General features: G+C 45.0%; 19 protein-coding genes, 1 tRNA gene and 1 pseudogene. 12 read left to right on the plus strand and 9 right to left on the minus strand.

The window, feature by feature from the left end; translation table 11 throughout:
• Positions 1-2: 2 nt before the first annotated feature.
• Both clpP and tig read right to left on the minus strand, forming a co-directional pair.
• Positions 3-593, minus strand: coding sequence for an ATP-dependent Clp endopeptidase proteolytic subunit ClpP (clpP, locus tag CRECT_RS11570; RefSeq protein WP_002944881.1), 591 nt, complete (start codon positions 591-593; stop codon positions 3-5).
• Complete coding sequence (tig, locus tag CRECT_RS11575; protein WP_002944857.1) at positions 593-1,909, minus strand: trigger factor; 1,317 nt, start codon at positions 1,907-1,909, stop codon at positions 593-595. Before tig ends, clpP begins: the two co-directional genes overlap by 1 nt.
• Before the next feature lie 142 nt (positions 1,910-2,051).
• On the opposite strand from tig, the gene folE reads away from it, so the two are divergent.
• The 5 genes from folE (at position 2,052) to CRECT_RS11600 (ending at position 7,848) form a co-directional block, all read left to right on the plus strand.
• Positions 2,052-2,654 carry a GTP cyclohydrolase I FolE gene (gene folE / locus CRECT_RS11580; protein ID WP_002944898.1) on the plus strand — a complete coding sequence of 201 codons (603 nt, stop codon included), beginning with the start codon at positions 2,052-2,054 and terminating at the stop codon, positions 2,652-2,654.
• Positions 2,654-3,958, plus strand: coding sequence for a flagellar protein export ATPase FliI (gene fliI / locus CRECT_RS11585; RefSeq protein WP_002944896.1), 1,305 nt, complete (start codon positions 2,654-2,656; stop codon positions 3,956-3,958). Before folE ends, fliI begins: the two co-directional genes overlap by 1 nt.
• 254 nt (positions 3,959-4,212) lie before the next feature.
• A complete protein-coding gene (locus tag CRECT_RS11590; RefSeq protein WP_002944869.1) occupies positions 4,213-4,893 on the plus strand; it encodes a hypothetical protein in 681 nt (226 codons plus the stop codon).
• 378 nt (positions 4,894-5,271) lie between these two features.
• Complete coding sequence (locus CRECT_RS11595; RefSeq protein ID WP_002944877.1) at positions 5,272-6,450, plus strand: NifS family cysteine desulfurase; 1,179 nt, start codon at positions 5,272-5,274, stop codon at positions 6,448-6,450.
• 405 nt (positions 6,451-6,855) lie between these two features.
• Positions 6,856-7,848 (plus strand): iron-sulfur cluster assembly scaffold protein NifU, encoded by a 993-nt coding sequence (locus CRECT_RS11600; RefSeq protein WP_002944880.1) that lies wholly within the window; start codon positions 6,856-6,858, stop codon positions 7,846-7,848.
• Between the two features lie 1,024 nt (positions 7,849-8,872).
• Here the strand turns inward: CRECT_RS11600 and CRECT_RS11605 are convergent.
• Entirely contained in the window at positions 8,873-12,865 is a 3,993-nt protein-coding gene (locus CRECT_RS11605) for a DUF4214 domain-containing protein (protein ID WP_171992757.1), read from the minus strand.
• Positions 12,866-13,102: 237 nt separating this feature from the next.
• Here CRECT_RS11605 and CRECT_RS11610 point away from each other — a divergent pair, with 237 nt between their 5' ends.
• Positions 13,103-13,522 (plus strand): TOBE domain-containing protein, encoded by a 420-nt coding sequence (locus CRECT_RS11610; RefSeq protein WP_002944232.1) that lies wholly within the window; start codon positions 13,103-13,105, stop codon positions 13,520-13,522.
• A gap of 957 nt (positions 13,523-14,479) precedes the next feature.
• Here CRECT_RS11610 and rplT read toward each other — a convergent pair.
• Together rplT and rpmI are read right to left on the minus strand one after the other, a co-directional pair.
• Entirely contained in the window at positions 14,480-14,833 is a 354-nt protein-coding gene (gene rplT / locus CRECT_RS11615) for a 50S ribosomal protein L20 (protein WP_002944116.1), read from the minus strand.
• An 82-nt stretch (positions 14,834-14,915) separates the two neighbouring features.
• Positions 14,916-15,107, minus strand: a complete 192-nt coding sequence (gene rpmI / locus CRECT_RS11620) for a 50S ribosomal protein L35 (RefSeq protein ID WP_002944195.1) — start codon at positions 15,105-15,107, stop codon at positions 14,916-14,918.
• Positions 15,108-15,318: 211 nt separating this feature from the next.
• Here rpmI and CRECT_RS11625 point away from each other — a divergent pair, with 211 nt between their 5' ends.
• From CRECT_RS11625 to CRECT_RS11635, 5 genes are all read left to right on the plus strand, one after another.
• A complete protein-coding gene (locus tag CRECT_RS11625) occupies positions 15,319-16,818 on the plus strand; it encodes a C69 family dipeptidase (RefSeq protein WP_002944097.1) in 1,500 nt (499 codons plus the stop codon).
• A gap of 335 nt (positions 16,819-17,153) precedes the next feature.
• Positions 17,154-17,378, plus strand: a complete 225-nt coding sequence (locus CRECT_RS12830; protein ID WP_227932301.1) for a hypothetical protein — start codon at positions 17,154-17,156, stop codon at positions 17,376-17,378.
• 55 nt (positions 17,379-17,433) lie between these two features.
• Entirely contained in the window at positions 17,434-17,574 is a 141-nt protein-coding gene (locus CRECT_RS12835; protein ID WP_227932303.1) for a hypothetical protein, read from the plus strand.
• Between the two features lie 147 nt (positions 17,575-17,721).
• Complete coding sequence (locus CRECT_RS13285) at positions 17,722-17,805, plus strand: hypothetical protein (protein ID WP_332370065.1); 84 nt, start codon at positions 17,722-17,724, stop codon at positions 17,803-17,805.
• Positions 17,806-18,096: 291 nt separating this feature from the next.
• Positions 18,097-18,417 (plus strand): hypothetical protein, encoded by a 321-nt coding sequence (locus CRECT_RS11635; protein WP_002944043.1) that lies wholly within the window; start codon positions 18,097-18,099, stop codon positions 18,415-18,417.
• A gap of 204 nt (positions 18,418-18,621) precedes the next feature.
• On the opposite strand, the gene CRECT_RS11640 is transcribed toward CRECT_RS11635, so the two are convergent.
• The 4 genes from CRECT_RS11640 to CRECT_RS11655 form a co-directional block, all read right to left on the minus strand.
• Positions 18,622-18,834: a hypothetical protein gene (locus tag CRECT_RS11640; protein WP_002944051.1), complete on the minus strand. Its 213-nt coding sequence runs from the start codon at positions 18,832-18,834 to the stop codon at positions 18,622-18,624.
• Positions 18,835-19,123: 289 nt separating this feature from the next.
• Entirely contained in the window at positions 19,124-19,639 is a 516-nt protein-coding gene (infC, locus tag CRECT_RS11645) for a translation initiation factor IF-3 (RefSeq protein WP_002944238.1), read from the minus strand.
• 172 nt (positions 19,640-19,811) lie between these two features.
• The gene (thrS, locus tag CRECT_RS11650) at positions 19,812-21,632 is read right to left on the minus strand and encodes a threonine--tRNA ligase (protein WP_002944035.1); all 1,821 of its coding nucleotides are present in this window, start codon (positions 21,630-21,632) and stop codon (positions 19,812-19,814) included.
• Between the two features lie 527 nt (positions 21,633-22,159).
• Positions 22,160-22,235 (minus strand) — tRNA-Val (locus CRECT_RS11655).
• 335 nt (positions 22,236-22,570) lie between these two features.
• On the opposite strand from CRECT_RS11655, the pseudogene CRECT_RS11660 reads away from it, so the two are divergent.
• Positions 22,571-24,120, plus strand: a pseudogene (locus CRECT_RS11660) (flavocytochrome c).
• The last annotated feature ends 348 nt before the right edge of the window (positions 24,121-24,468 follow it).

Consider the following 24,468-nt stretch of genomic DNA (forward strand, 5'->3'; position numbering starts at 1 on the left):
CTTTACTTAAAGCTTTTTTCCAAAACCTTATCTATAAGCCCGTATTCTTTGGCCTCCGCAGAACTCATAAAAAAGTCCCTGTCGGTATCTTTTTGGATTTTGGCTAGTTTTTGACCGGTGTTTTTAGCTAAGATCGCGTTTAAAATCTCTTTCATACGCAAAATTTCTTTCGCCTGTATCTCGATATCGGTCGCCTGTCCGCGCGCGCCGCCTAGAGGTTGATGGATCATTATGCGGGAATTTGGCAGTGCATATCTCTTGCCCTGCGCGCCGCAGCTAAGCAAAAACGCGCCCATGGATGCGGCCTGACCTATGCAGATCGTGCAGACGTCGGGCTTGATATAGTTCATCGTGTCGTAAATGCTAAATCCGCTCGTTATCACGCCGCCGGGGCTATTTATATATAGGTAGATGTCCTTGTCCGGATCCTCGGCCTCTAAAAACAACATCTGAGCCACGATCGCCGAGGCGATGCCGTCTTCGATCTCGCCGCTAAGCATTATTATGCGGTCTTTTAGCAGGCGCGAGTAGATGTCGTAGCTTCTCTCGCCTTTGCTCGTGCGCTCTATGACGTAGGGTATGTAGTAGCTCATCACTCCGCCTTTTTCTCTTTTTTATCGCTTTTTAGAGCAAACATCTCGTTAAACAGTTTCTCCTCGATCATCGACATTTTGATCGCGGGTAAAATTCCTTGATTTTTGTAGTTTTCAAGGTGCTGTTTAGGATCTACGCCCGAGCGATACGCCTCGAAATAAACAGCCTGAATTAGTTCTTGATCGCTTACCTTAATATTTCTGCGGCGCGCCAACTCGTCTATTATAAACGTCAGCTTCACGCTTTTAACTGCGTCGTCTCGGTAGGTCTCGCGCTGTTTAGCCAGGGCATCCTTATCCTCTCTAAATTTAGCCATTTGCTCCGGCGTAAAGCCGCTCCAGGCGCCGCGAAACTGCATATCCATCTCTTGTTCTACGATATTTTTCGGCACGTCGAAGTTAAATTTAGCCACGATAGCTTCGGCAAATTTCGGCTTTAGCTCCTCATTTACGTTTTTGGCGTGCTTGTCGGCTTTGATCTGCTCTTTTAGCCTCTCTTCAAAAAGCTCGACGCTCACCTTTTCCTCGCCCGGCATCACTTGTTTTAACGTCTCTTCATCGATCTCCTCAGGCACTTTTTTGCCTTGGATTTCGTGAAGCTTTACCTTAAAGGTCGCATCTTTGCCCGCAAGGTGCGCCGCGCCGTATTCTGCGGGAAATTTAACCTTCACGTCGCGCTCCTGCCCTACTTTTAGTCCGATCATACCGTCCTCAAAGCCCGGTATAAACTGACCTGAGCCGATTTCTAGCAGGTAGTTTTCGGCTTTGCCGCCCTCAAACGCCGCGCCGTCTACGAAGCCCTCGAAGTCAAATTTGGCAAAATCGCCCTTTTCTAGCGCCGCCTTTTCTATTTTTTCCAGCGGAGCCATCATTTTTAAAATTTCGTTTTTTCTCTCGTCGATCTCTTTTTTAGTCACGCGCGGAGTGCTGACGCTCTCTATCAGCTCCTCGTAGCCGTCGATGTTTATGACCGGTTTAAACGAAATCTCGATCCGGGCGTCTATCTCGTTCTCGCCTCTTTCAAATTTATCAAACACCGGCTCGCCGATAACCTCTTCAAATTTTCTATTTAGCTCTTTTAGTCCCGCGTCGATCGCGTCTTTTACCGCCTCTTGCTCGGCATCGGCGGTCAGCTCTTTCTCATATCTTTTTAGTACCACGTTCACAGGCACTTTGCCCGCTCTAAATCCGTCTATTTTCATATTTTTAGCAGCTTTTTTCGCCAAATTTTCAAGCTTGGATTTTACCTCCGCGCTCGGTATTTTCGCGCTTATAGAAGCGTTTGCGGTATCTATAACCTTGGTTGTGATTTGCATCGATTTCCTTTAAAAAATAAAAATTTCCTAGAGTGTAGCAAAATTTTCCTTATTCATAGTATAAATTTAAGCGCGCAAAAGGCGAATTTAAGTAAAATCATTTATCAAATTTAAACAGGCGAAATTTAAATCAGGAATGCGAATGCAAAAAAATTTAAAAAATGAGGATTTAAAAAAAGAAAAATTTGAAAGCTGCGTCGAGCAGATGCTGAGTCTAGTCGGCGAAGATCCGCGCAGAGAGGGGCTAGCCAAAACTCCCGAGCGCGTTTTTAAGGCATTCGAGTTTCTAACGAGCGGCTACTGGCAAGACCCCAAAGTCGTGCTAAACGACGCGCTATTTGACAGCTCCAACAACGAAATGGTACTCGTGCGCGATATCGAATTTTACAGCCTTTGCGAGCATCATTTGTTGCCGTTTTTCGGGCGCGTGCACGTAGCCTACATCCCAAATCACAAGGTCGTTGGCCTTAGCAAAATCCCGCGCATGGTAAATATCTTCGCCCGCCGCCTGCAGATCCAAGAGCAGCTCACCGAGCAGATCGCCGAAGCCGTGCAAGACGTCATCAAGCCAAAAGGCGTGGGCGTCGTCATCGAGGCGCGGCACATGTGTGTGGAGATGCGAGGCGTGGGCAAGATCAACTCGACCACGACCACATCGGCGCTGCGAGGCTGCTTTTTAAAGAGTAGCGAGACTAGGCGCGAGTTTTTCTCCCTCATAAATTCGCACAAAGAATTGAGATTTTAGTGAATTTAGATAGCTTAAAATCAAAACTGGGCGCAAATTTATCTCTCTCTAGCGTCTTTGGCGTGATAGAGCGAATTTCTGCTACGACGATAGAGATCTCGGGTCTGCGCCCCAGCATCGGCGACATCGTGCAAATTTGCGCTAAAGACAAGAGCAAAAGTGGGCTGGCGATGGTGACTGAGGTGCGGCAAAATACCGCGCTCATCTCGCCCTTTGGCTTTGTAGAGGGCTACAAAATCGGCGACTTCGTCTATCAAAGCGACCAAGGTATGAAAATCCCCGTGGGCGACGCTCTTTTGGGACGCGTGGTGGATCCTTTTATGAATCCTAAAGACGGCAAAGGCGCGATCGTCGCGACCGAATACGCCCCGATAATGCGCGCTCCGATCGATGCGATGAAGCGCGGGCTGATAGATGAAATTTTTAGCGTCGGAGTTAAAAGCATCGACGGGCTGCTAACCTGCGGCAAGGGCCAGAAGCTAGGCATTTTTGCGGGTTCGGGCGTAGGTAAAAGCACGCTAATGGGTATGATAGTGAAAAACTCGCAAGCCCCGATCAAAGTAGTCGCACTTATCGGCGAGCGCGGCCGCGAGGTGCCGGAGTTTATCGAGAAAAATTTACGCGGCGACCTAAGCGGCACCGTAGTCATCGTAGCCACCAGCGACGATAGCCCGCTGATGCGAAAATACGGCGCTTTTTGCGCGATGAGCGTGGCCGAATACTTTAAAAACCAAGGCAAAGACGTGCTTTTTATCATGGATAGCGTGACGAGGTTTGCTATGGCGCAGCGAGAGATAGGTCTTGCTCTTGGCGAGCCGCCGACGTCCAAGGGCTACCCGCCCTCCGTGCTCACCCTACTGCCTCAGCTGATGGAGCGAGCGGGCAAAGAGGAGGGCAAGGGCAGCATAACGGCCTTTTTCACGGTGCTAGTAGACGGCGACGATATGAGCGATCCGATAGCCGACCAGAGCCGCTCGATCCTAGACGGCCACATCGTGCTTAGCCGCGAGATGACGGACTTTGGCATCTATCCACCTATAAACATCCTAAACTCGGCCTCGCGCGTGATGAGCGACATCGCGAGCAAAGAGCACAGAGCAAACGCCGCCAAGCTAAAGCGCCTATACTCCTTGCTCAAAGAAAACGAAGTGCTGCTGCGCATCGGCGCGTATCAAAAAGGTAGCGACAAAGAGCTTGACCTTGCGATCTCAAAAAAAGAATTTATCAACGCCTTCCTAAAACAAGACGCCGAAGAGGGATTTAGCTTTGAGCAGACGCAGGAGCTGCTAGGCGGGATAAATTAGCCGAATTTACGAGTAGCTCAAATTTGACCTATTTGCCGAGATTTTTATAAATTTGCTCCAAATTTTATCCAAGCGCTGCGGTCTGCGGCTAAATTTGAAGCTCAAATTTGTGCTTTTGCCGTAAAATTTGCCCCATTAAAATGAATTTAAGCGTATCCGTTTTCATCAAATTTAACGAACCGGATCTAATCCGGCAGATTAAAAAGCGTTAAATTTAAGATAAAATTTGCATAAGCGATACAAAAGGATCAAATTTGAGCAGAAACTACGACGAAAATTCGCTGGTTTTACAGGATGATTTTTACCGCATCGCGGTTGGCTGCGCGTTCTTGCTCGGCATTAACCTTTCTATGATATTTCTAATATTTTTTAGCGGCATAGTAGACTGGCAAAGCGGCCCCCTTTGGGAGGTTTTCAGAGCCGAAGCGATGCGAGACGGCAGATTTGTTTCGATGTTTATAGCCGGTATTTTTATGAATATTTTAGCCGCCGCCGACCTAATCAAAAAACTCAAAAATCCCTCGCTCGTTTACCTTTACGAGGATAAAATTTTCCAAACCAAAAAGGGAGTAACGATAAATTTGGCAGATATCACCCAAATGCGAAAATCGCCCTATCAAATTTTAGGAGCGATACCGAAAAATCCGCTTTCCGCGATCGTAATTCCATTTATGTTCGTCTTGGCCGCGTTTGTTTTTTATGTGCTGATTTTTATCGCAAAATGCGTGCTCAGAGCCTTTGATAAGGATGTAAATTTAAGCTACTTTTGCAACCTTGCCGTATTTAGCCAAACAAGCGTTATAAATATTTATTTCATCTCAAAATCAGACTACACCGCGGTGCGGGAGTATTTTGCGTCAAAGCTGGGCACAGACGTCGCGAGCGCGCCATGGACGGTTAAATTTTACGACCCCGGAAACCTCAATCAGCTTTAAATTTAACGCTTTCTTTCGTCTTTACCTCGCGTCGAATTTTACCGGGCAAAGATACGAATTTATCTAAAAAAAGGGTGTAAATTCGGATTTATTTCGCTAAATTTCACCCAAAATGCGAAAATTTTAATTTTTAAATTTTCTAAAACCTTAAGAAATCAAACTAAGTTTAGGATATTTTTTATCTTTTTATCTCAAATTTAACCCAAACAGCGATGTTTTAATTATTTGATAAAGAAATTCAATATACTAACTCTATCAAAAAACGGCTAAATTTGAAAAAATTAAGCTAAAATTTTAATCAAAAATTTATAAAATTTGTTATATTATCGTCGCGAAAATAAAAGGGATAAAATATATCCTAATTGATAAAGGTCAAGCGTGAGAGTATATCTAGACAACAATGCCACGACGATGGTCGATCCCGAAGCCTTCGAGCTTATGAAGCCGTTTTTCTGCGAAAAATACGGCAATCCAAACTCGCTTCATAGATTCGGCTCCGAGACGCACCCGGCGCTTCGCCGCGCGATGGATCAGCTCTATGCGGGCATAAACGCGAGCGATAACGACGACATCGTGGTCACGGGCTGCGCCACCGAGAGCAACAACTGGGTAGCTAAGGGCGTATTTTTCGATCATATATTAAATAAAGACAAAGATCACGTCATCATTAGCGCCGTCGAGCACCCGGCTATCTCGGCGACCTTCGAGTTTCTCAAAAAATACGGCGTGCGCGTGAGCCGCGTGCCCGTCAATGAAAACGGCCTGCTCGATCCAAACGACCTAAGAAAGCTCATCGACGACAAAACAGCGCTCGTTAGCATCATGTGGGCAAATAACGAAACGGGCACCATTTTCCCGATCAAAGAGTGTGCGGCAATCGCTCACGAGCACGGCGCGCTATTTCACACCGACGCGACGCAAACCGTCGGCAAGATCAAGATAAACGTGCGCGAGATGGGTGTGGATTTTATGAGCTTTTCGGCGCATAAATTTCACGGACCAAAAGGCGTAGGCGGCCTATATATCAAGGATTCGCAAAAGCTAACGAGTCTGCTCCACGGCGGCGAGCATATGGGCGGCAGACGCAGCGGAACGCTCGATGTCGCGGGCATCGTCGGCATGGCGCAAGCGCTGGAAAACAGCAACAAGCTAATCGAGTTTGAAAATCTGCACGTTAGACGCCTGCGCGACAAGCTCGAGGACGCGCTGCTAGAGCTACCCGACGTCTCGGTCGTGGGAGAGCGCGCTCACAGGCTGCCAAACACCATCCTAGCCGCTATCAAAGGTGTCGAGGGCGAGGCGATGCTATGGGATCTAAATCAGGCCGGTATCGCGGCGTCTACGGGCTCGGCGTGCGCGTCCGAGACGCTAGAGAGCAACCCGATAATGGAAGCCATCGGAGCTAGCAGCGATCTGGCGCATACTGCGCTGAGGCTGTCGCTATCGAGGTTTAACACCGAAGAAGAGATCGACTATGCGATAGAACATATCAAAAAGGCGGTGGTGAGGTTAAGGGGTATTTCAAGCACGTACGCCTATGCTCCTAGCGAAAAGTAGCGGCTTGTCTTTTTCCTTTATACGTCGTTAGAAATTTCGCCGAAGCTCGGTTACGTATTTCGTATACGCGCCCTCGCTCGGCTTATTTCCGCCTCGTCTCCTCGTAGCGAAGTTTAGCTTCACTGCGTTCGCTACTGCAAGCAGAGCGTTACGAGCGTTTGTGCGAAGTAAAAAGAAAAAATACTTCGCCTTAACAACTTAAATTTCATAAATTTGGTTCAAATTTGGGTTTTTAAGAATCCAAATTTGAGTTAAATAAAAAGTGCAAGCTGAAGTATTTTGAGATGATTTTTGAGGTTGCGCAGGTAAAATTTAGCGTAGGCTGGACAGATAGTCCGCCGAGCTAAATTTTAGCAAGCTCCGCGAAAAGCGCTCAAAAGACGAAGCGCAAAAAAAGGAAATAAAATGGCAAAAAACGACCTAATCGGCGGCTCCATCTGGGACGAATACTCCCAAAACGTCCAAGACCGTATGAACAACCCCAAATTTATGGGCGAGATAACGCAGGACGAAGCCAAAGCAAGAGGCGGCAAGCTCATCGTGGCGGATTTTGGCGCCGAAAGCTGCGGCGACGCGGTGAGGCTGTATTGGCTCGTGGACGAGAAAACCGACCGCATCATAGACGCTAAATTTAAAAGCTTCGGCTGCGGCACGGCGGTAGCGAGCTCCGATACGATGGCCGAGCTTTGCATCGGCAAGACCGTGGATGAGGCCGTAAAAATCACTAACATCGACGTGGAAAAAGCTATGCGCGACACTCCCGATATCCCTGCCGTCCCGCCGCAAAAGATGCACTGCTCGGTTATGGCCTACGACGTTATCAAGGCCGCCGCGGCGCAGTATAAGGGCGTGGATCCTGAGCATTTCGAGGACGAGATCATCGTATGCGAGTGCGCGCGTGTGAGCCTAGGCACGATCAAGGAGGTCATCCGCCTAAACGACCTGCGCACGGTCGAGGAAATCACGCAATACACCAAAGCGGGCGCCTTTTGCAAATCCTGCGTGCGCCCGGGCGGACACGAGAAGCGCGAGTATTATCTCGAGGATATCCTCGCCGAGACCAGAGCCGAGATGGAGCTAGAGGAAAAGCAAGCCGTGCTGGATGCGCAGATATCGGGTAAATTTGACGACGTGAGCTTTGAAAATATGACCGTCGTGGGCCAACTAAAAGCCATCGAGAGCGTCATCGACGAGCAGATCCGCCCGATGCTGATGATGGACGGCGGCAATATGGAGATCCTCGATCTGCAAAAAGACGCCGAGGGTAAATTTGACGTCTACATCCGCTATATGGGCGCTTGCAGCGGCTGTGCGAGCGGCGCGACGGGCACGCTTTACGCGATCGAAAACGTGTTGCAAGAAAACCTCAGTCCAAATATCCGCGTTTTGCCTATCTAAATTTGAGATTTTCGTATGCACGGCCGTGAAATTTGACGGACGCGGCGTCTAAATTTTAGGCTTTATTTTAATCGGCGTAAATTGCTTGGCGAGGAACGGCGCTCAAATTCGCATCTAAATCCGAGCGGTTAAATTTAGCCGCTCTCTCCTCTTTTATATTTTTTGCCATTGTTTAGTTTGCAAATTTAACGCGACCGGGATAAACTGCGAAAAATAAAAGCGGCGGCTAAATTTACTCGTCTTGAGCCATAAAATTTAAAGCAAAGCTAAAGGAGATGAATTTGCCGTTAATTCATGCGTTTTCGTTTGACGGGTTAAATTTTGCAAGCAGACTAAATTTGACCGATTAAACGAACCTATCGTAGGTAAATTTATAGCAAAATTTATCGTGAATATTTTTTATATTTTTAGATTTTGAGGTTAAATTTAAGGATATTTAAAAAGTCCGTCGCCAAGCTAGGCGCTTCCAGGCTGCTGCCAAGCCGTGTCGGCATCACAATCCAAGAGTAGCGACTACGCACTCGCAAATCTGGCGATCGGCGGGATAAATTTGACGGCAAATTTTATTTTCGGGATTTGGTTAAATTCATCGTTCTAACGAGGGGCAAATTTTAAGGGCTTTGTATAGATGGATACGTTAAAAGGGCGGTTAATATCGGGCGGAGAAGCGACAAACGTCGCGGCGAGGTAGCGACGCGAGATCCGCTTAAAATTTGCGCTAAATTTTAAGTTTTAGCGGGCTCCGTCATACGTGACGGCCTGCATCTTGATTTATGCAAATTTATAAATTTGAGCGAGTTTCCCTGCGCGGCGGTTAAATTTGTCGCGATGCGGTTTGCGTTTCGTAAATTTTAAGGATATTTAAAAAGTCCGCCGCCAAGGGACGACGGACTGAAAGGCTTAAGCGACGTCGGAGCCACCAAGCTAGGCCCTCCAAGCTAAGTCGCTAAGCTCAGCGCTGCTAAAGCTAAGCTCAACACCGCTAAGCTATATTTAAGTCGCCAGGGACGACGGACTGAAATGCTTAAGCGATATTGGCGTCGCCAAGCTCGACATTGCTCTCAAAGGTGCCTACCAAATTCACTTCATTTTTCTCTATCGTGCCGCTACCGTCTGCATCATTTACCTGATATACCTTGGTTTTGTCGTTTCCTTTGACGGCTACTATGGATTTTCCGTTTGCGGTAATTGTTTTAAACGTCTTGCCGTTGCCGAACAACTGGCCGAAATCACCGTTTGCATAGTCATTCTCGTCGATATTGCCGGCTACATCGGTAGTATAAATTTTACCGTTTTCCAGCCCTTTCTCTGCATTTGACGCGACTTTATTTACTTTTTTATCGGTAGCTCCCAGCGCGCTAAAGTCTATTTTGTCTTGCTGCTCAAAGCCTTCTATACTTAGCTTATTTCCGGCTGCTTCGGCGCCTAATTTGACGGTATCTGATTTTGTGTTACCCGCTTTGATCGTAAGCTTTTTGTCGTTGTATTTTATCTTGCCAAGATCAAGCGTGCCGTCGCCTTCATTTTTTAAAGTAAGGTTCGAAGAAAGCTTGATCTCCTTAGCTCCGCTCTTGTTTAGATAGTCTAAGCCTTTTCCGTCAAGGGCTTCGCTTGAGTCGACATAAATCTTTTCTATACCTTTAAAGCTGACTTTTCCGGCGTTGACGTCTTTGATACCTATTTGCCTTCCATTCGCGACTCCTGTCTCGCCTCTAGTCACGGTTACAGCATCGTTGTCTTTGCCCTCTTGATCAACCATATCCACGCTCTTTACGGTAGTTCCGTCGGCATCGTATTTGACGGTCTTTAGTACAATACTTCCTGTATGCCCCCAGTCTTGGATCTCTACGGATACTTTCTTGCCGTCTTTGGTTTCGGTAAGGGTGTATTTGTTTTCTCCTGCATTCGTGACTTCGACTTTATGCCCGTCTTTTTCATATACGCTATTTTTATATTTATCTACACGTTTTAATAAAAATTTACCGGCAACCTTTTCGTAATTTCGAACATCATCATACTCATGATCACCGGTGAGCGTAAATTTCTCTCCGCTTGCAAATTTGATTTCTGATATCTTCAAATTGTCTATCGTGTCAGGATTAAAAGGGGTAAGATCTCTCACCGTCAGCTCGTTTTTATTAGAAAGCTGCACGGATGTCGCCTTGCCATCATTATCTAATCTAAAAACGTCATTCGTGTAGTTATTCACGACGGTAGAGCTCGCTTTGTTTAGAGCGTCTTGAGCTCCGGTAGCTAAAGCAATAGCGTCGTTTAAAGTCTTATGCTCCTTTAGGTTATAGGTGAAATCACCTTTTTTGATGCTTTCGACTTTTCCGTCGGCATCGAGATTATAAGTCTTACCCTCTTTTTCTATACTTTTTACCAGATTATTATCGGTGTCGGTATTGATAGTGTATCCGTTTATAGAACCGTCATATATCTTGCCGTTTATGAGAGGGATCTTCAGGTCGTCTTTCAAGTCTTTAGTGCCCGTGATCTTAAAATCACCGTCCAGGATAGGTTTATCTTTAAACACATAGTCATTGACCTTAGTTATCTTATACTGAGGATTATCCGGATTATGGAGCGAAGGAGCTTTTTCGGTTTCGATTTTATAGGTTTGTTGCTCGGCGCCGTTTGCCTTAAATTTACCGTTAGCGTAATCAAACTCCGCCTTTGACATCGTGTCGTAGTCAGCCTTGACGCCCGGTTTTAGTATAAAGCCTTCGGCTTTGTTTGGGTTGTTTGGGTCGGTGCCTTTGAGTGCGGCTACGGCATTACCGTCTTTTGAGAGGAAGCTAAACTGCTCTACTCCACCTTTATAAATAGTGCCGCCTTTGTCGTTTGATTTTAGCAGCGGCTTATCTGTATATTTAGGGCCATCGGCGGCATTTTCATCTACCTCGTATAGTTTATTGTCTTTGCCTACTACAAGCGCTTTTCCTTCGGCTACCTTATCGTTGCCAAGATCCACGGTGTATTTTCCGTCTTCGCTCTTATAGACGTTTGTGTCGCCTACTTTTTTTAGGACGGTTCCTTTCTCCTCGGCTTTAGCGGTTGCTTTTGCGGTTTTTTCCTCGGCTTTGGCTTTCTCCAGCTCGGCTTGCGCTTTTTGCAAAGCGGCTTTGAGCTCTTCGTTATCAGGATCTTTATTTAGATTCGCTTTAGCGATATCTTCTTTGGCTTTTTTTAGTGCGACTATGGCAGTAGCGGCATCGGCTTTAGCCTGGGCGACTTTTGCTGAAGAGTTTGTGATCGCTGATTTATTATTATTATGATCGATTAGCGCTCCTTTGTCGCCGTCTTGATATGCTTTGTCGGCGGCGGCGGCTTTGGTATCGGCGGCGGTTTTGTTTGCATCGGCTTTAGCCTTTAGGGCATCATTTGGATTATCTCCGGAATTTAAATTCAGCTCTTTAGCCCATGCATCCAGCTTGGCTTTGGCTGCTAATTTTTGTTGGTATGTTAATTCGTTGGATATTTCTATCTCCTCTTTAATCACATATATTTTGGAATTTTCGTCGATCTTTTCTTTCAAAACTTTGGCTATAGCTTGTTCGCTCTGGGCTTTGACCTTATCCTCATATGCCTTTTTAACCGCATCCAGTAGAGGGGCTTCTTTGGCTACGGCTTTTGAGTGGTCCACTTGCTTCTCGGCTACTTTTTCTTGTTTATCCGCTACGTCTTTTGTTTTATCCGCTATAGTTACATTGTCTTTTGCTTCATCGAGATTTTTTTGATCCAATGTTCTGCCAAGCTTGCTTACTATATCTTTTGCTTTTTCCAGAGCTTCTCTTTGTTTATCGGTAGTAGATGGATCATCTATCTTGTTTTGGATATGGTTTAGGGCGTATTGTTTTATGCCGTTGTGGTTATTTATCGCATGTTCGACGGCTTCTTTGATCTCTTTTGCTATATCGGCATCTTTTTTGGCTTGCTCGGCCGCTTCTTTTGCTTTTTGTAGGTTTTCTTCTGCTTGTTTTACGGCCTCTTCTTTTGCTTTTTGTTTTTGTTCTTCCGGAGTTAGAGGTTTTGGGTTATTGCTTCCGCCTGAGCTTCCACCTCCAGGATTTGGGGTAGGAGCAGGAGGGGTAGGAGGAGTAGGAGGGGTAGGAGTGCTTCCTCCTTCTTCATATATATCAGTAGTAGCAGTAGTGTTATCCAAAGCTTTTTGTAGTGCATCCGCATCTACGGACGGGAATATGGATTTTGTGATTTGGGCCAGTTGATGACTGTTTAATACAGTCAAATTTCCTTTTAGGGCTTCTTGTTTTATGACCTGGGCTATCTGGGTAGGGGTGCTGGTGTCTTTGATATTTTTCAGTATATTGGCAAAGCTTGCTATCTTTTCTGTTATGCTTCCGCTGCTTGGAACGTTTTCTATAGCTTTATGAGCTATCTCGGCAGCTTTTAATTTATTTAAGAATAGTTTTTGAGCTTTAAGTTCTTCCGGTTTGGTATAGGTATTGCTCATAGCAGCTTTCAACATCTCAGATACTACGAAAGCTTTTGAGTTGCCTTCTTTTAGCTTATCTATCCAAAATTTGGAACCCTTAGGATCCTGGGCTATGGTTTTACCGAATAAATTCGAGTAGATATGATTTACGAAGTCTTCGTTTGAGTTTTTACCCGCAAAATACTCCTGGGCAGGGGTGGAATTTAACATCTGCTGGGCTACTTGGCTCGTGTTTAGGCCTTGTTTCTTTGCAAGATTAAACCAAAATTTATGTCCCGCGCCTTCGGGAACTCTGTTAAACATAGTGATATATAAAGCACTGATGTCGATGCTGGTAATTGACATATCGTCTCCTTGTTTAAATTTATAAAATACGCGGGAATTATAGCAGATTATAAACTTTTTTACAAAGATAAAGGGGCACGACCGACCTATAGCAGAAACTTCACGGCTTCGTTTGAGGTTAAATTCTAGTCTCTCAAACCTTATCGGGCGAAAGAGTAAATTTCGTCCGATAATCCTCTTTTTTATTTTAAATTTGATCAAATTTAAGTTTTTCATCCCGCTCCTTTTTAAATTTACCCCAAAAAACATTTGTCCCGAATTTCAATTTATATCATTTAATTTTTCTATTTGGCATACTAGGATGCCTAAAATTTAAAAAATCGTTAATGTAGGTAATTTCAGTGATAAAGTTAAATTTTTGCATATATTCATTTTAAGTTTCGCCGAAGTTTAAGTCGTTACTATTTCGTCAAGATTTTAATACGAAATCAAATTTATTTACAAGGAGACGCAATGTTTAGCGCAAGAAATCAACTGGAGGCCAAGATCGTAGAGGTAAGAGAAGGAGCGGTAAACTCGCTCATCGTAGCAAAGCTACAAGGCGGAGAGACGGTAAAAGCGACCGTAACCGTAGATAGCCAAAAAGATCTGGGTTTAGTAGCGGGCAAAAAGGTAGTTTATCTATTTAAAGCTTCTTCTATCATAGTAGCTAAGGGCGAAGACAAACTAAAACTAAGCGCTACCAACCAACTAAAAGGTAAGGTAGCAAAAGTAGTAGAAGGTGCGGTAAATGCCGAAGTAGATATAGAGATAGCCGGCGGAGATAAGCTAAGCGCTATCGTTACCAACGAATCTGCTAAAAACCTATCTCTAAAAGCCGGAGATGAAGTAACGGCTATCATCAAAGCTACTCAAATCATCGTCGGGGCGTGATTTGATAAGTAAGCCTGCTTGCTTTTTTAGCCGGCGGGCTTTGTCTATTTTTGCTTATTTGTTTGTTAAATTTAAAGCAGAGCGTTCGTTAAATTTGAACGATTTGCTTACTAAATTTTGCCGAGCAAGAGCCGTTTTGGGCAATTTACTCGGCTGAACAAAGCAGGCTAAATTTGGCTTGCTCGCTCGAATTTGGATGGATAACCCCGATTAATCTCTTGTCGGTTTGCCGATTTAGATAAATCAAACGGCTAAATTAGAAGGCTTATTCATTAAATTTGATCCGATTTTCGGGCTTGCCCATAAATTTAAAGCCGGCTTGAGATTTAACCTTGCCTGCTGATTTGATTTATATCATATCGCAAGTCTATTGGATTTAAAGCCGGTATTTAACCGACGCATCAAATTTGGCCGTTTGCTTTGACAGGTTTGCTCGCTTTGCTTGTTAAATTAAGCAAAATACTGCCGAGTGCGGCAAAAAGCTTGCTTGGCAAAATTTTGCTTTAGATTTGGTATGCAAATTTAAGCTTTGCTTGGATAAATTTTAGCAACGGCTTTAATAAATTTACGCTTCGCTTAAGTAAATTTAAGCCGGGTTCCTGGAAGCTACGCAAATCCCGCTTTATCTAAAATGCACTTGTGCGTTTTGTTTTACAGATACTAAATTATGATTATTTTTTACTAAAATTCGATCCCAAATTTTTACGACTAGCTCATTTGCGAAATCTTCTTTTAGCCTTCCGCTTCTACTCAAATTTAACTCAATTTACGCCCTTTAATCTATTTCGTTTTTGTTCATATAAAAATTTAACGGCAAATTCGTCAAATTTAGCGCAATAATGCAAAACAAAATTCCAAAAAACGGTAAAAATTCGATTTATAGATTAAAAGATAAATTTTGAAGTATCGGCAAAGCCAATGTTTATTAAAAAAGGAGCGGAAAGCCGCCCCAGTATATTATAAAGCAGCCTTTGCTTTTGAAGCTAGCTCGCTGAAAGCTTTTGCGTCATTCATAGCTAGATCGGCTAAGATTTTTCTATCAAGCTCGATATTTGCTTTTTTAAGTCCCGCGATAAAGCGCGAATAGCTAATGTCGTTTAGGCGGCACGCAGCGTTGATGCGCACTATCCACAAGCGGCGGAAGTCGCGTTTCTTGCGGCGTCTGTCGCGGTAAGCATAGACCAAACTTCTTTCTAATTGCTCTTTAGCTTTTCTAAAGTGTTTGTGTCTAGCGCTGAAAAAACCTCTAGCTAGTTTTAAAACTTTTTTATGGCGTCTTCTTCTAACTACGCCTGTTTTTACTCTTGCCATATTTATCCTTTACAAATCGGCGCTCACCGAGTGAGTCTTGCCCCAAATTCGGGGGAGTTTAAAATGACCTTTCGTCAAAAACTTAAATTCCGAGCATCGCTTTGACGCTTGCGACGTTTGTGCTGTCTACGTATTGAGGCGAGCGCAAATCTCTCTTGCGGTTGCGAGATTTTTTAGTCAAAATGTGGCTTCTAAAAGCAGAGCCTCTTTTGATCTTGTTTTTGCCCACTTTAAAACGTTTAGCAGCGCCGCGAACTGTCTTCATCTTAGGCATACTAATCCTTTTAAAATTTCTTTTACGCCTTATGCGTAAGAGTGGGATTATACCCAAAATTCCTTTAAGAAATTTAAATTTGATACGTCGCGCGGCAAAATACAAAACAAATTTACAATACAATCTTGAAAGTAGCTTAAATTTTATATTTAATTAATATTTTTAGTCATATAATTTCATCAAATTTTTTATCTCAAATCAAGGAGTAACGATGAAGATAAAGTTTCTCGCCTCTGCGGCGGTAATAAGCGCGATGTTTTGCGCAAATGCGTTAGCTTGCACGACTATTTTGGTTGGAGAGGGCGCCTCTAAAGACGGCTCTATGCTGATAGCTAGGAGTGCCGATAGTAAGGCGATAAAGGCGCAGGTGTTTTTGATACATCCGAAAAAAACCAATCAAAAAGGCGTCCACAGCTCAAAGGCGCATAACGGAGCGAATGATTTTACCTATCCGCTGCCAAAAGAGGGTATGAGATACACGACGATAGCAAACTCCCACACCAGGCTTCACGGCGCGGTCGGCTACAATGACGCGGGCGTTGGCATCAGCGGCACCGAGACCATCTACGCCAAAGACGAACTGCTAAAAATCGATCCGTATAACGAAGCGACCGGCATCACGGAGGACGATATCCCGGACGTCTTGCTACCTAGGATGAAAAGCGCAGCCGAGGGCGTGAAGCTGCTCGGCGAGATAGTGGAAACTACGGGCGCGGGAGAGGGTTTTGGCGTAGTGTTCGTGGATAAAAACGAGCTTTGGTACTTTGAGACGGGTACGGGTCATCACTGGATGGCGGCAAAGCTACCAAAAGACGAATACTTCGTCTCCGCAAACCAGGGCAGGCTACAAAACTACAAAGAAAACGATCCGAATTTTATGGGGTCGAAAAATTTGATCAAATTTGCCCAAGATAACGGCGCCTACGATCCGGCAAAAGACGGCGAATTTGAATTTACCAAAGCCTACACCAGAGACGATGAGAGAGACGTAACCTACAACTATCCGCGCGTTTGCTGGGTGCAGCAGATGTTTAATCCCGAGCTAAAAAATAAGCAGACTCTGAGCGGCGGCGACTATCCGGTGTTTTTAAAACCGGCCAAAAAGCTAAGCGTGCAGGATCTAAAAAACGCGCTTAGAGCCCACTACGACGGCACCGCCTACGATAACTACTCTAGCAAGGATGAAAATCAAAAAAATATCTACCGCGCCGTGAGCGTCTTTAGAACCTACGAGTCGCACGTGATGCAGGTGCGCCCGTGGCTACCGCAAGAGATCGGCAGAGTGACCTACGTGGCGCTGGGTATGTCCGATCTTGGCGTTTATTTGCCGTATTACTACGGGCTGGATAAATTTATAGACGGCTACGACAAGGGCTCGTATAAGGCCGACGACGAGTCGATCTACTGGACGTATAGAAAGCTGCAAACTCTCGTGATGATGGATTACGATAAGTATTCGCCGGTCGTGAAAAAGGCCTACAAGGAGTTTGAGGACGCGCTCGCGGTCAAGCAGGCTAAATTTGAAGACGAATACGTCAAACTCTACAAAAAAGACAAAGCCAAAGCAAACAAGCTGCTAAACGAATTCTCGATAAATATGATGAAGGAAGCCAAAGCTTTAACTCGTAATCTGACCAATGAAATCTTCACGATGCTAACTGATGACACCGATGCTAAGCTAAAATCGCTAAACAAAGGCAAAAAAGACTAGGCAAATTTAGGAGAGGATGGCGGATACGGACGAGCTCTACGCCAAGGCAAAAAACCGATGCGCTCGAAACGCTCGCTCTCGTAGCTGCCGTCCTGATTCGCCGCGCCCGCCATTTTCGCGCTAGCAAGCGCAGTCCTAAACGGGCGGGCTTTACGAGCCTTTAGCTACCTTTTTATCGTTCCTTCGGTTTGCGGATTTGTAGCAAATTTTATGCAAAACCGGCGGAAATTTCAAGCAAAAATGCCCAAAATTTCGTCTCTGGCGAGCTTGCCGCCTAGTTAGGCGAGCTGGAAAACGAGCGCGTAAATTTAGTCGCCGCTATCAAAAAAGCAAATTTGATCGGCATTGACGTCGGCGTTTGCGTGGGCGCGGCTATAACGTATCTTTTAGATGCGATTTTCGGCACGGTGATAGGCGCGCTTGTTTATACTTTTACGACAATGCTCATTACTGCAGCAAAAAGGCGTGAGTTTGGGGCGAATTTTAAGCGTCAGATCATAGAAAATATCGTAAAAAAGCACGGTCTTAGCTATGATAAAGACCGCGGGCTCGGGGTTTGATAATTTTTTTACGATTTATGATTGTACGGTGCACCAGTAGAGCAGCGAGGATCTGGTGGGAGGGGGCGATATAGATGGCATTAGCGTCAAATTTAGCGACTTTTACGCAGCCAAAAAGGTGAAAAAGAAAAACAGTACCGAAACGGTCGTGCAATTTCAAAGCGCGCTTTTTAAGGCCGATTTCAATAAAAATTAAGCTATATAACGCAAATCGCACACGTGAATTCGCAAAATTTAGCAATCTACGGCAAAAAGGCGAATATGGACGACGCGAGGTTCGAGGAGATATTGAGTCTATACGACCGATCAGATCGGCGCTAGATACGCGCTTAGTCCGGCACTGATGGAAAAATTTACCCGGCTTTGCTTAAGACTAGGCGCGTCCGCAAACGCCGTTTTAAAGATAGCCGAATCTTTATCGCCGTAGACCGAATGCGACGAATTTGAGCCGCAGCTTGGCAAATCGCTAATGAACAATGAAACCATAGCGCTTTGCGAGAGCGAGATAGCAAGCTTTACTCAGATAGTAAAAGAGTTAAATTTAAACCGTAAAATTTGGCAAGTCTGAAATTTGGATGGCTTTGCGGGTCGCGGCTTAAATTTGAATGCAATGATTAATTTTTACCCAAATTTAATCACGATATAGCGTAAATAATTTCTAAACATCAAAGCGTTTTTGTAGTATAATCGCCTTATAAATCCACACAAAGGAACCATTATGAAAAGATTGATTTTAGCGATCTTTTTGTCCTGTTTGGCGTTGTCTTCGGCCCAGGCCGGAAAGAGCCATAGCGACGGAGCGCAGGCCGTGTCTAAGGGGCAGTGGGCTACGGCGGTGCAGATTTTTACGAAAGGCTGCTATAACGAGAACGACACCGCATCGTGCAAGGATCTGGGCGAGATATACGAGTACGGCAGAGGCGGCGCTACTGCTCAGGCAGTGAAAAAAGATGCGAGCCTATCAAGGCAGGCCTATGAAAGATGCTGTGAGAAGAGCAAAGGCCTCAGAAAAGACTGCTGCAAAAAAGTGGGCAAATAAATCGCGCGGGCTCATCTAAAGTCTCAGTTTTAAGTGTGCGGCCGCTTTTTTGGGGTGAAAATTTAGCTTTAGGCGGCTCGCATACGAAATTTATTGTTTTAGCGATTTTGGCTCAAATTTTGCTTCTTTGACGCCGTTTTGCACGCCTATGCCAACTTGCAAATTTTATATTTGCGGGCTTAAATTTACCGAGCTTTTCGGCTTTTATTCGGTTAAATTTTGCTCAGCAGATTGAAATATTTTTTCTAGCTTTTTGTTATTTTTACCGTCTTTTTCTAGATACAGTCGCTGTTGCTCTTTTAGGGCTTTAAAAATTTGCCATCGTTCTTCGCCGCTCGTTATTTCAAGCAGCGCTTGCGCCCAGTTTGCAGGATAGCCAAAGCCGTATTCGCCTATACCGACAAGAGTTTTTTGCATTCGCTTAGCGTCGCTGTTTAGATTATAAACGGTGTAGGTCGGGACGATTTTAGTGTTTCTCGCTTCGCTATTTCGCAGGAGATAAGCCCTTTTGCTAGCTTTATACGTATTAAAATTTCTTTGATTTGATCGTTTGTGTAGCGATTTGACTCGCGCGAATTTGCTTTTTGATACTTATAAAATTTCTTAAAATTTAAAAACTAAGATCTAAAAACAGATATTTATCGTCAAATTTTGCCAAATTTTAAGACTTAAAATTTGAGCGATTTCTCGCCCAAATTTATTAAATTTACCTCTTCGGCGTTACCAACATATTGACATAGCGGCCTTCTAGCAGCGGCTCTTTATCGCGGTCGGAGACGTCTTTTACCATCTCCCAAACTTTTTGTAGCATCGCGACGCCAGCTTCGGGATTGCTCATCTCGCGGCCTTTTAGAAATACGCGAAATTTGACGTGTTTGCCCTCTTCTAGAAACTCAAGCGCGTGTTTGACTTTGTAGTTGATGTCGTTTTGAGCGATTTTGACGGAGAGTTTGATCTCTTTTACTTCGATCGTTTTTTGCTTTTTCTTGGCCTCTTTTTGCTTTTTTTCCTGCTGGTAGCGGAATTTGCCGTAGTCCATTATCTTGCAAACGGGAGGTTTGGCATCAGGCGCGATTAGCACCAGATCAAGCCCCATTTTCTCGGCGATTTTCAAGGCCTCTACTCTTGGAATGACGCCGTATGCGGTGCCGTCGTCTCCCACGCATCTTACTTCGCTCGCTCTGATATCTTCGTTGAGCAACACTTCGTTTTCTTTAGCCAATTAGTTTTTTCCTTTAAGTTGAAATTTGTTGATTATATCCAAAAATATTGTGTTTTTATTGTATTTTTCGTAGAAATTTATTGCGCCGTGACAATTTTTGCGGATTTTGGTAAAAGCCGGGCTTAGCATAAAGCCGCGCCTAGCTCAAATTTAGCGGATTTTATTCCGTATTTCAAAAAGTTACCTCGGCGAGTTTTGATTTTAACAGCCCTACGAATTCATCCAGCTTCATATCTTTTTGCTCTCTGGTCGTGCGGTCGCGCAAGGCGATGGCGCTATTTGCCACTTCGTTGTCGCCCAGCACCGCGATCATCGGCACGCGTTGTTTTTCAGCGGTGCGAATGCGTTTGTTTAGGCTCTCGTTTTTGCTCGCGATTTCGCTATCTACGCCGATTTTGCGAAGCTCTTTGGCGACTGTTTTAGCGTAGTCTAGGTGCGCATCGCTGATCGGCACGATGACTACTTGCGTCGGAGCGACGAAAAACGGCAGCTCGCCGCCCGTGTGCTCGATCAAAATGCCGATAAATCGCTCAAAGCTTCCCAGTAGCGCGCGGTGCAGCATGACTGGTTGCCGGCGTTCGTTATTTGCGTCGATGTAGCCTAGATCGAAGCGCTCAGGTAGGTTAAAATCGACCTGGATCGTGCCGCACTGCCATTTTCGTTTTAGCGCGTCGGTGATTTTGATGTCGATTTTTGGACCGTAGAATGCGCCGCCGCCCTCGTCGATACCGTATTTAAAGCCGTTTTCGTCAAGGGCTTCTTTTAGCGCTTTGGTCGCCGTTTCCCAAATTTCGTCCCCGCCGATCGCTTTTGCAGGCTTGGTTGAAATTTCCATCTCGTAATGAAAGCCGAAATTTTCCATTATTTTGCCGGCAAATTTTAAAATTTCTAGGATATTTTCTTTGATTTGGCTTGGCATACAAAAGATGTGCGAGTCGTCCTGGGCAAATTCGCGCACCCTGAAAAGTCCGTGCAAAACGCCGCTTTTTTCGTGGCGATGCACGACGCCGTATTCGAAAAATTTAAGCGGCAAATCGCGGTATGAGCGGATGTCGCTTTGATAGACCTTGATGTGGCCGACGCAGTTCATCGGCTTTATACCGTATTCTGCCTCGTCGATCGTCGTAAAGTACATATTTTCTTTGTAGTTTGCGTAGTGGCCGCTCTTTTTCCACACGTCGGCTTTTAGTAGCTCGGGGCCTCTAACCGGCTCGTAGCCGCGGTCGCGGTGCGCTTTGTATAAAATTTGCTCGAGTTTGGAGCGCAAACGTCCGCCGTTTGGTAGCCAGATCGGTAGACCGCCGCCGACCTCTTCGTCGAAGGCAAACAGCTTCATCTCGACGCCAAGCTTTCTGTGGTCGCGTTTTTTAGCCTCTTCGATGATGCGGATATGCTCTTTTAGGCTCTCTTTATCGGCAAATGCCGTGCCGTAGATACGGTTTATCATCTCGCGCGTTTCGTCGCCGCCCAGATACGCTCCGGCTACGCGGGTTAGTTTAAAAAATCTTAAAAATTTGGTATTAGGTAGGTGCGGTCCGCGGCACAAATCCTCGAAATTTCCTTGCTTGTAGCTGCTGACTTCGCCTTCGGGGATACGTTTTAGCACCTCTTGTTTTAGCTCGTCGTCTTTAAATTTATCGCTCATAAAGGCTTTTGTGGAGCTTGCTTTGAGGATGTCTTGTTTGGCTTCGGCGAGCTCTTTCATCTTGGCTTCTATCGCCTCTAGGTCTTCGTCGCTAAGCTTGCTGTTAGCTTCATCGACCTTAAAATCATAATAAAATCCGTCCTCGACGTTTGGTCCGACGAAAAACTTAGCCTGCGGATAAAGCTCTTTGATCGCCTGCGCCATTAGGTGCGCACAGGAGTGCCTGATGACGTTTAGCGCGTCGGGGGAGTTACCGTAATAAATCGGTTCTGCGGCGTTTTCTCGCCCGTTGATACTCTGAGTATCGACTATGTTTCCATCCAGTTTGTATGCGATGATATCGCTCATTTTAAGTCCTTTTTATCGAAACATCTTTCTTACGCTGAAAGAATTGGTTGGGATTTTAGCTAAATTGTTTTTAAGCGTTACTTAACGTTTTATTTGATTTGGATTTAAACGGCTACCGAATTCGGCTTTAGCGCTTTGAATATACTAAAATATATTAATTGGGTATAAAATCCGATAAATTAGGCTATATTTTTGATATAATTTATTATATTTTAAGAAAAATACCGCTACTATTTTACCGAAATGAATCGTGCATTTATCTCGTCTTTGCATTGTTTTGATTCATTTTTCTCCCAAATTGCGCAAAGGAGTGGTTGCCTTTGCGCTTAATTTTTAAATTTTATCCCGCAAAACACGCCTGGATTTGATGCTTTAGCTTTAAATTTTGCAAATTTTAAAACATTAAGTATATTTTTGGCTCCGATGAATAAACTTTGACGCGAATTTTGCATTTTGGTTTGCAATGCGAATTTTTGAATGAAATTTTGATGAGAGTTTGAAAAATCCGGACTTTAAAAGAAGCGAAATGGTGGCCCCGAATGGACTCGAACCATCGACCACTACCATGTCAAGGTAGTGCTCTACCAACTGAGCTACGGGACCTAATAAAAAATGAAAATTTACCTAAAATAATATTGAAATTAGCTTAAATTTTTAGTTTTTTTGAAACCCTTGCGAAATTCAAGCACAAACGCATTCTTCAAATTTCACTCTTTAAAGCGTCTCAAAATAATATACATAAAAATTCTATTTTAATAAAAATTCTTTGCTAAAATTTAAAAATAAAATCCCGACAATTCGCCACTTCGGATATAAATTTATATAAAATCCCTAAATTTAGGGATTTTTAAATAGAATAAATCTTTAATAAAACTCACAGCAAACTCACGATAATATAATTATAATGCTATTATGATATTTCATCCAAAGGAGAATGTATGCAAAAGCAAATATCAAGACGCGATTTGTTAAAGCTAAGTATGGCGGGTGCGGGTGCGATCGCACTCGGCGCGGTAAATGCGCAAGCAAGCGCGGTGGACGCAAAGGACGTCAAATTTGATGAGGAGTGGGACGTCATCATCATCGGCAGCGGCTTTGCGGGACTTGCGGCGGGCTTAAAAGCGGCGCAAAAAGGAAACAAAGTCTTGATCCTCGAAAAAATGGGTCGTATCGGCGGCAACTCCGTCATCAACGGCGGCGGTATGGCGGTCGCAAACAACCCGGTGCAAGCAAAAACCAACATCAAAGACAGCAAAGAGCTATTTATCGCCGATTGCTTAAAAGCCGGTCTTGGTATCAACCACACCGAGCTTTTGGAGACTTTAGTCGATCGCGGTATGGACGCTTATAACTTCCTTGTCGAAAACGGCGTTCAGTTCAAAGAACACTGCGCACACTTCGGCGGACACAGCGTCGCGCGCTCGATGCTAACTACAAACGATAGCGGCTCTGGCTACATCCAGCCGATGCTTGAAAAATTCGAAGGCTTTAAAGATAAGGGCTGCGAGCTTCGCCGTCGCGCGAAATTTGACGATTTCGTAATGGACGGCGAGCGAGTAGCGGGCGTCGTGATCCGCGAGGAGTATAAATTTGATACAAATCTCTACAGCGACGATCTTGAAAACACGAGCGGCACTAAAAAGACGCTCAAAGCCAAAAAAGGCGTAGTGCTCGCAGCGGGCGGATTTTGCCGCGATAAATTTTATCGCAAGCTTCAAGATCCGCGCATTCCTGACGACGTCGATAGCACAAATCACGCCGGAGCTACCGCGGGCGTGCTGTTAAAAGCCTTTGAGATCGGCGCGTATCCGGTGCAGGTAGATTGGATCCAGTTCGGTCCGTGGGCGAGCCCCGATGAGAAGGGTTTCGGCGCCGCTCCGATCCTAACTCAGCAAGGCACCTTTAAATACGGTATCGCCGTGGACGTGCGCACGGGCAAGCGCTTTATGAACGAGCTTGCAGACCGCAAGACCCGCGCGGACGCGGAGTTTAAAATTTTACGCGAGGATCCGAAAGCCTATCCGATAACCTTCGCCGATACCAAAATGGCGTTTAAAGACCTAAGCGAAGAGATTATTTCTAAAGGCATGGCAGGCGGTAAGGTAGTGGGCGAATGCGCGAGCCTAGATGAGATCGCCAGTAAATACGGCGTGCCTGCAGATGCCTTAAAAGAGAGCGTCAAAAAATACAACGAAGGCGTTAAGGCGAAAAAAGACGAGTTCGGCAAGCAAGAAAGCGCGCTTAGCGAGATCAACGAAGCGGGGCCTTTCTACGTCATCCGCCTATCGCCGAAGCCTCACCACACGATGGGCGGTTTAAAGATTAACGCCAAAGCCGAGGTCATCTCAAGCAAGACGAATAAGCCGATCCAGGCCTCTACGCTGCGGGCGAGATCACCGGCGGTACTCACGGCGCAAGCAGGCTGGGCACCGTCGCGATCACGGACTGCATAGTGTTTGGAATGATAGCCGGAGAAAATCTAGCCTAAATTTTCGGCGTCTTTTGAGCGTCTTTGAATGAGTTTGAAATTTTAAGTCTGCGGCAGACTACTTGTCTAGCCTTGACTTAAAATTTCTGCACAACATTCAAATCCATCTCAAAATACTTGCAAATCTTATTTAGTATCGCAGGTCAAATTTAAGATTAAATTCGAGAATTCGACTTGCGATACTTCGTTAAATTTGATGGTAAATTTGTAAAATTTACTCCCAAAACTGCGACGCTTTGCCTGCAAGGCAAAGCAGTGTCGCCACCTTAAGAGCGTCGTAGGGGGAGGGGGATTAAAGGGGGTGGGGAGCGACTTCGCAATTTAAGCCCCCACCCCCTTTACAATAAA

Source organism: Campylobacter rectus, from assembly GCF_004803795.1.
Classification (GTDB): Bacteria; Campylobacterota; Campylobacteria; order Campylobacterales; family Campylobacteraceae; genus Campylobacter_A; species Campylobacter_A rectus.

Bases quoted from the DNA above. Each gene is read 5' to 3' on its own strand.
- CRECT_RS11625 (WP_002944097.1), top strand. From the start codon at position 15,319: ATGAAGATAAAGTTTCTCGCCTCTGCGGCGGTAATAAGCGCGATGTTT.
- CRECT_RS13285 (WP_332370065.1), top strand. From the start codon at position 17,722: ATGGAAAAATTTACCCGGCTTTGCTTAAGACTAGGCGCGTCCGCAAAC.
- clpP (WP_002944881.1), bottom strand. From the start codon at position 593: ATGAGCTACTACATACCCTACGTCATAGAGCGCACGAGCAAAGGCGAG.
- rpmI (WP_002944195.1), bottom strand. From the start codon at position 15,107: ATGCCTAAGATGAAGACAGTTCGCGGCGCTGCTAAACGTTTTAAAGTG.
- thrS (WP_002944035.1), bottom strand. From the start codon at position 21,632: ATGAGCGATATCATCGCATACAAACTGGATGGAAACATAGTCGATACT.
- CRECT_RS11605 (WP_171992757.1), bottom strand. From the start codon at position 12,865: ATGAAAAACTTAAATTTGATCAAATTTAAAATAAAAAAGAGGATTATC.
- CRECT_RS11635 (WP_002944043.1), top strand. From the start codon at position 18,097: ATGAAAAGATTGATTTTAGCGATCTTTTTGTCCTGTTTGGCGTTGTCT.
- CRECT_RS11640 (WP_002944051.1), bottom strand. From the start codon at position 18,834: ATGCAAAAAACTCTTGTCGGTATAGGCGAATACGGCTTTGGCTATCCT.
- rplT (WP_002944116.1), bottom strand. From the start codon at position 14,833: ATGGCAAGAGTAAAAACAGGCGTAGTTAGAAGAAGACGCCATAAAAAA.
- folE (WP_002944898.1), top strand. From the start codon at position 2,052: ATGCAAAAAAATTTAAAAAATGAGGATTTAAAAAAAGAAAAATTTGAA.
- CRECT_RS11600 (WP_002944880.1), top strand. From the start codon at position 6,856: ATGGCAAAAAACGACCTAATCGGCGGCTCCATCTGGGACGAATACTCC.
- CRECT_RS11610 (WP_002944232.1), top strand. From the start codon at position 13,103: ATGTTTAGCGCAAGAAATCAACTGGAGGCCAAGATCGTAGAGGTAAGA.
- tig (WP_002944857.1), bottom strand. From the start codon at position 1,909: ATGCAAATCACAACCAAGGTTATAGATACCGCAAACGCTTCTATAAGC.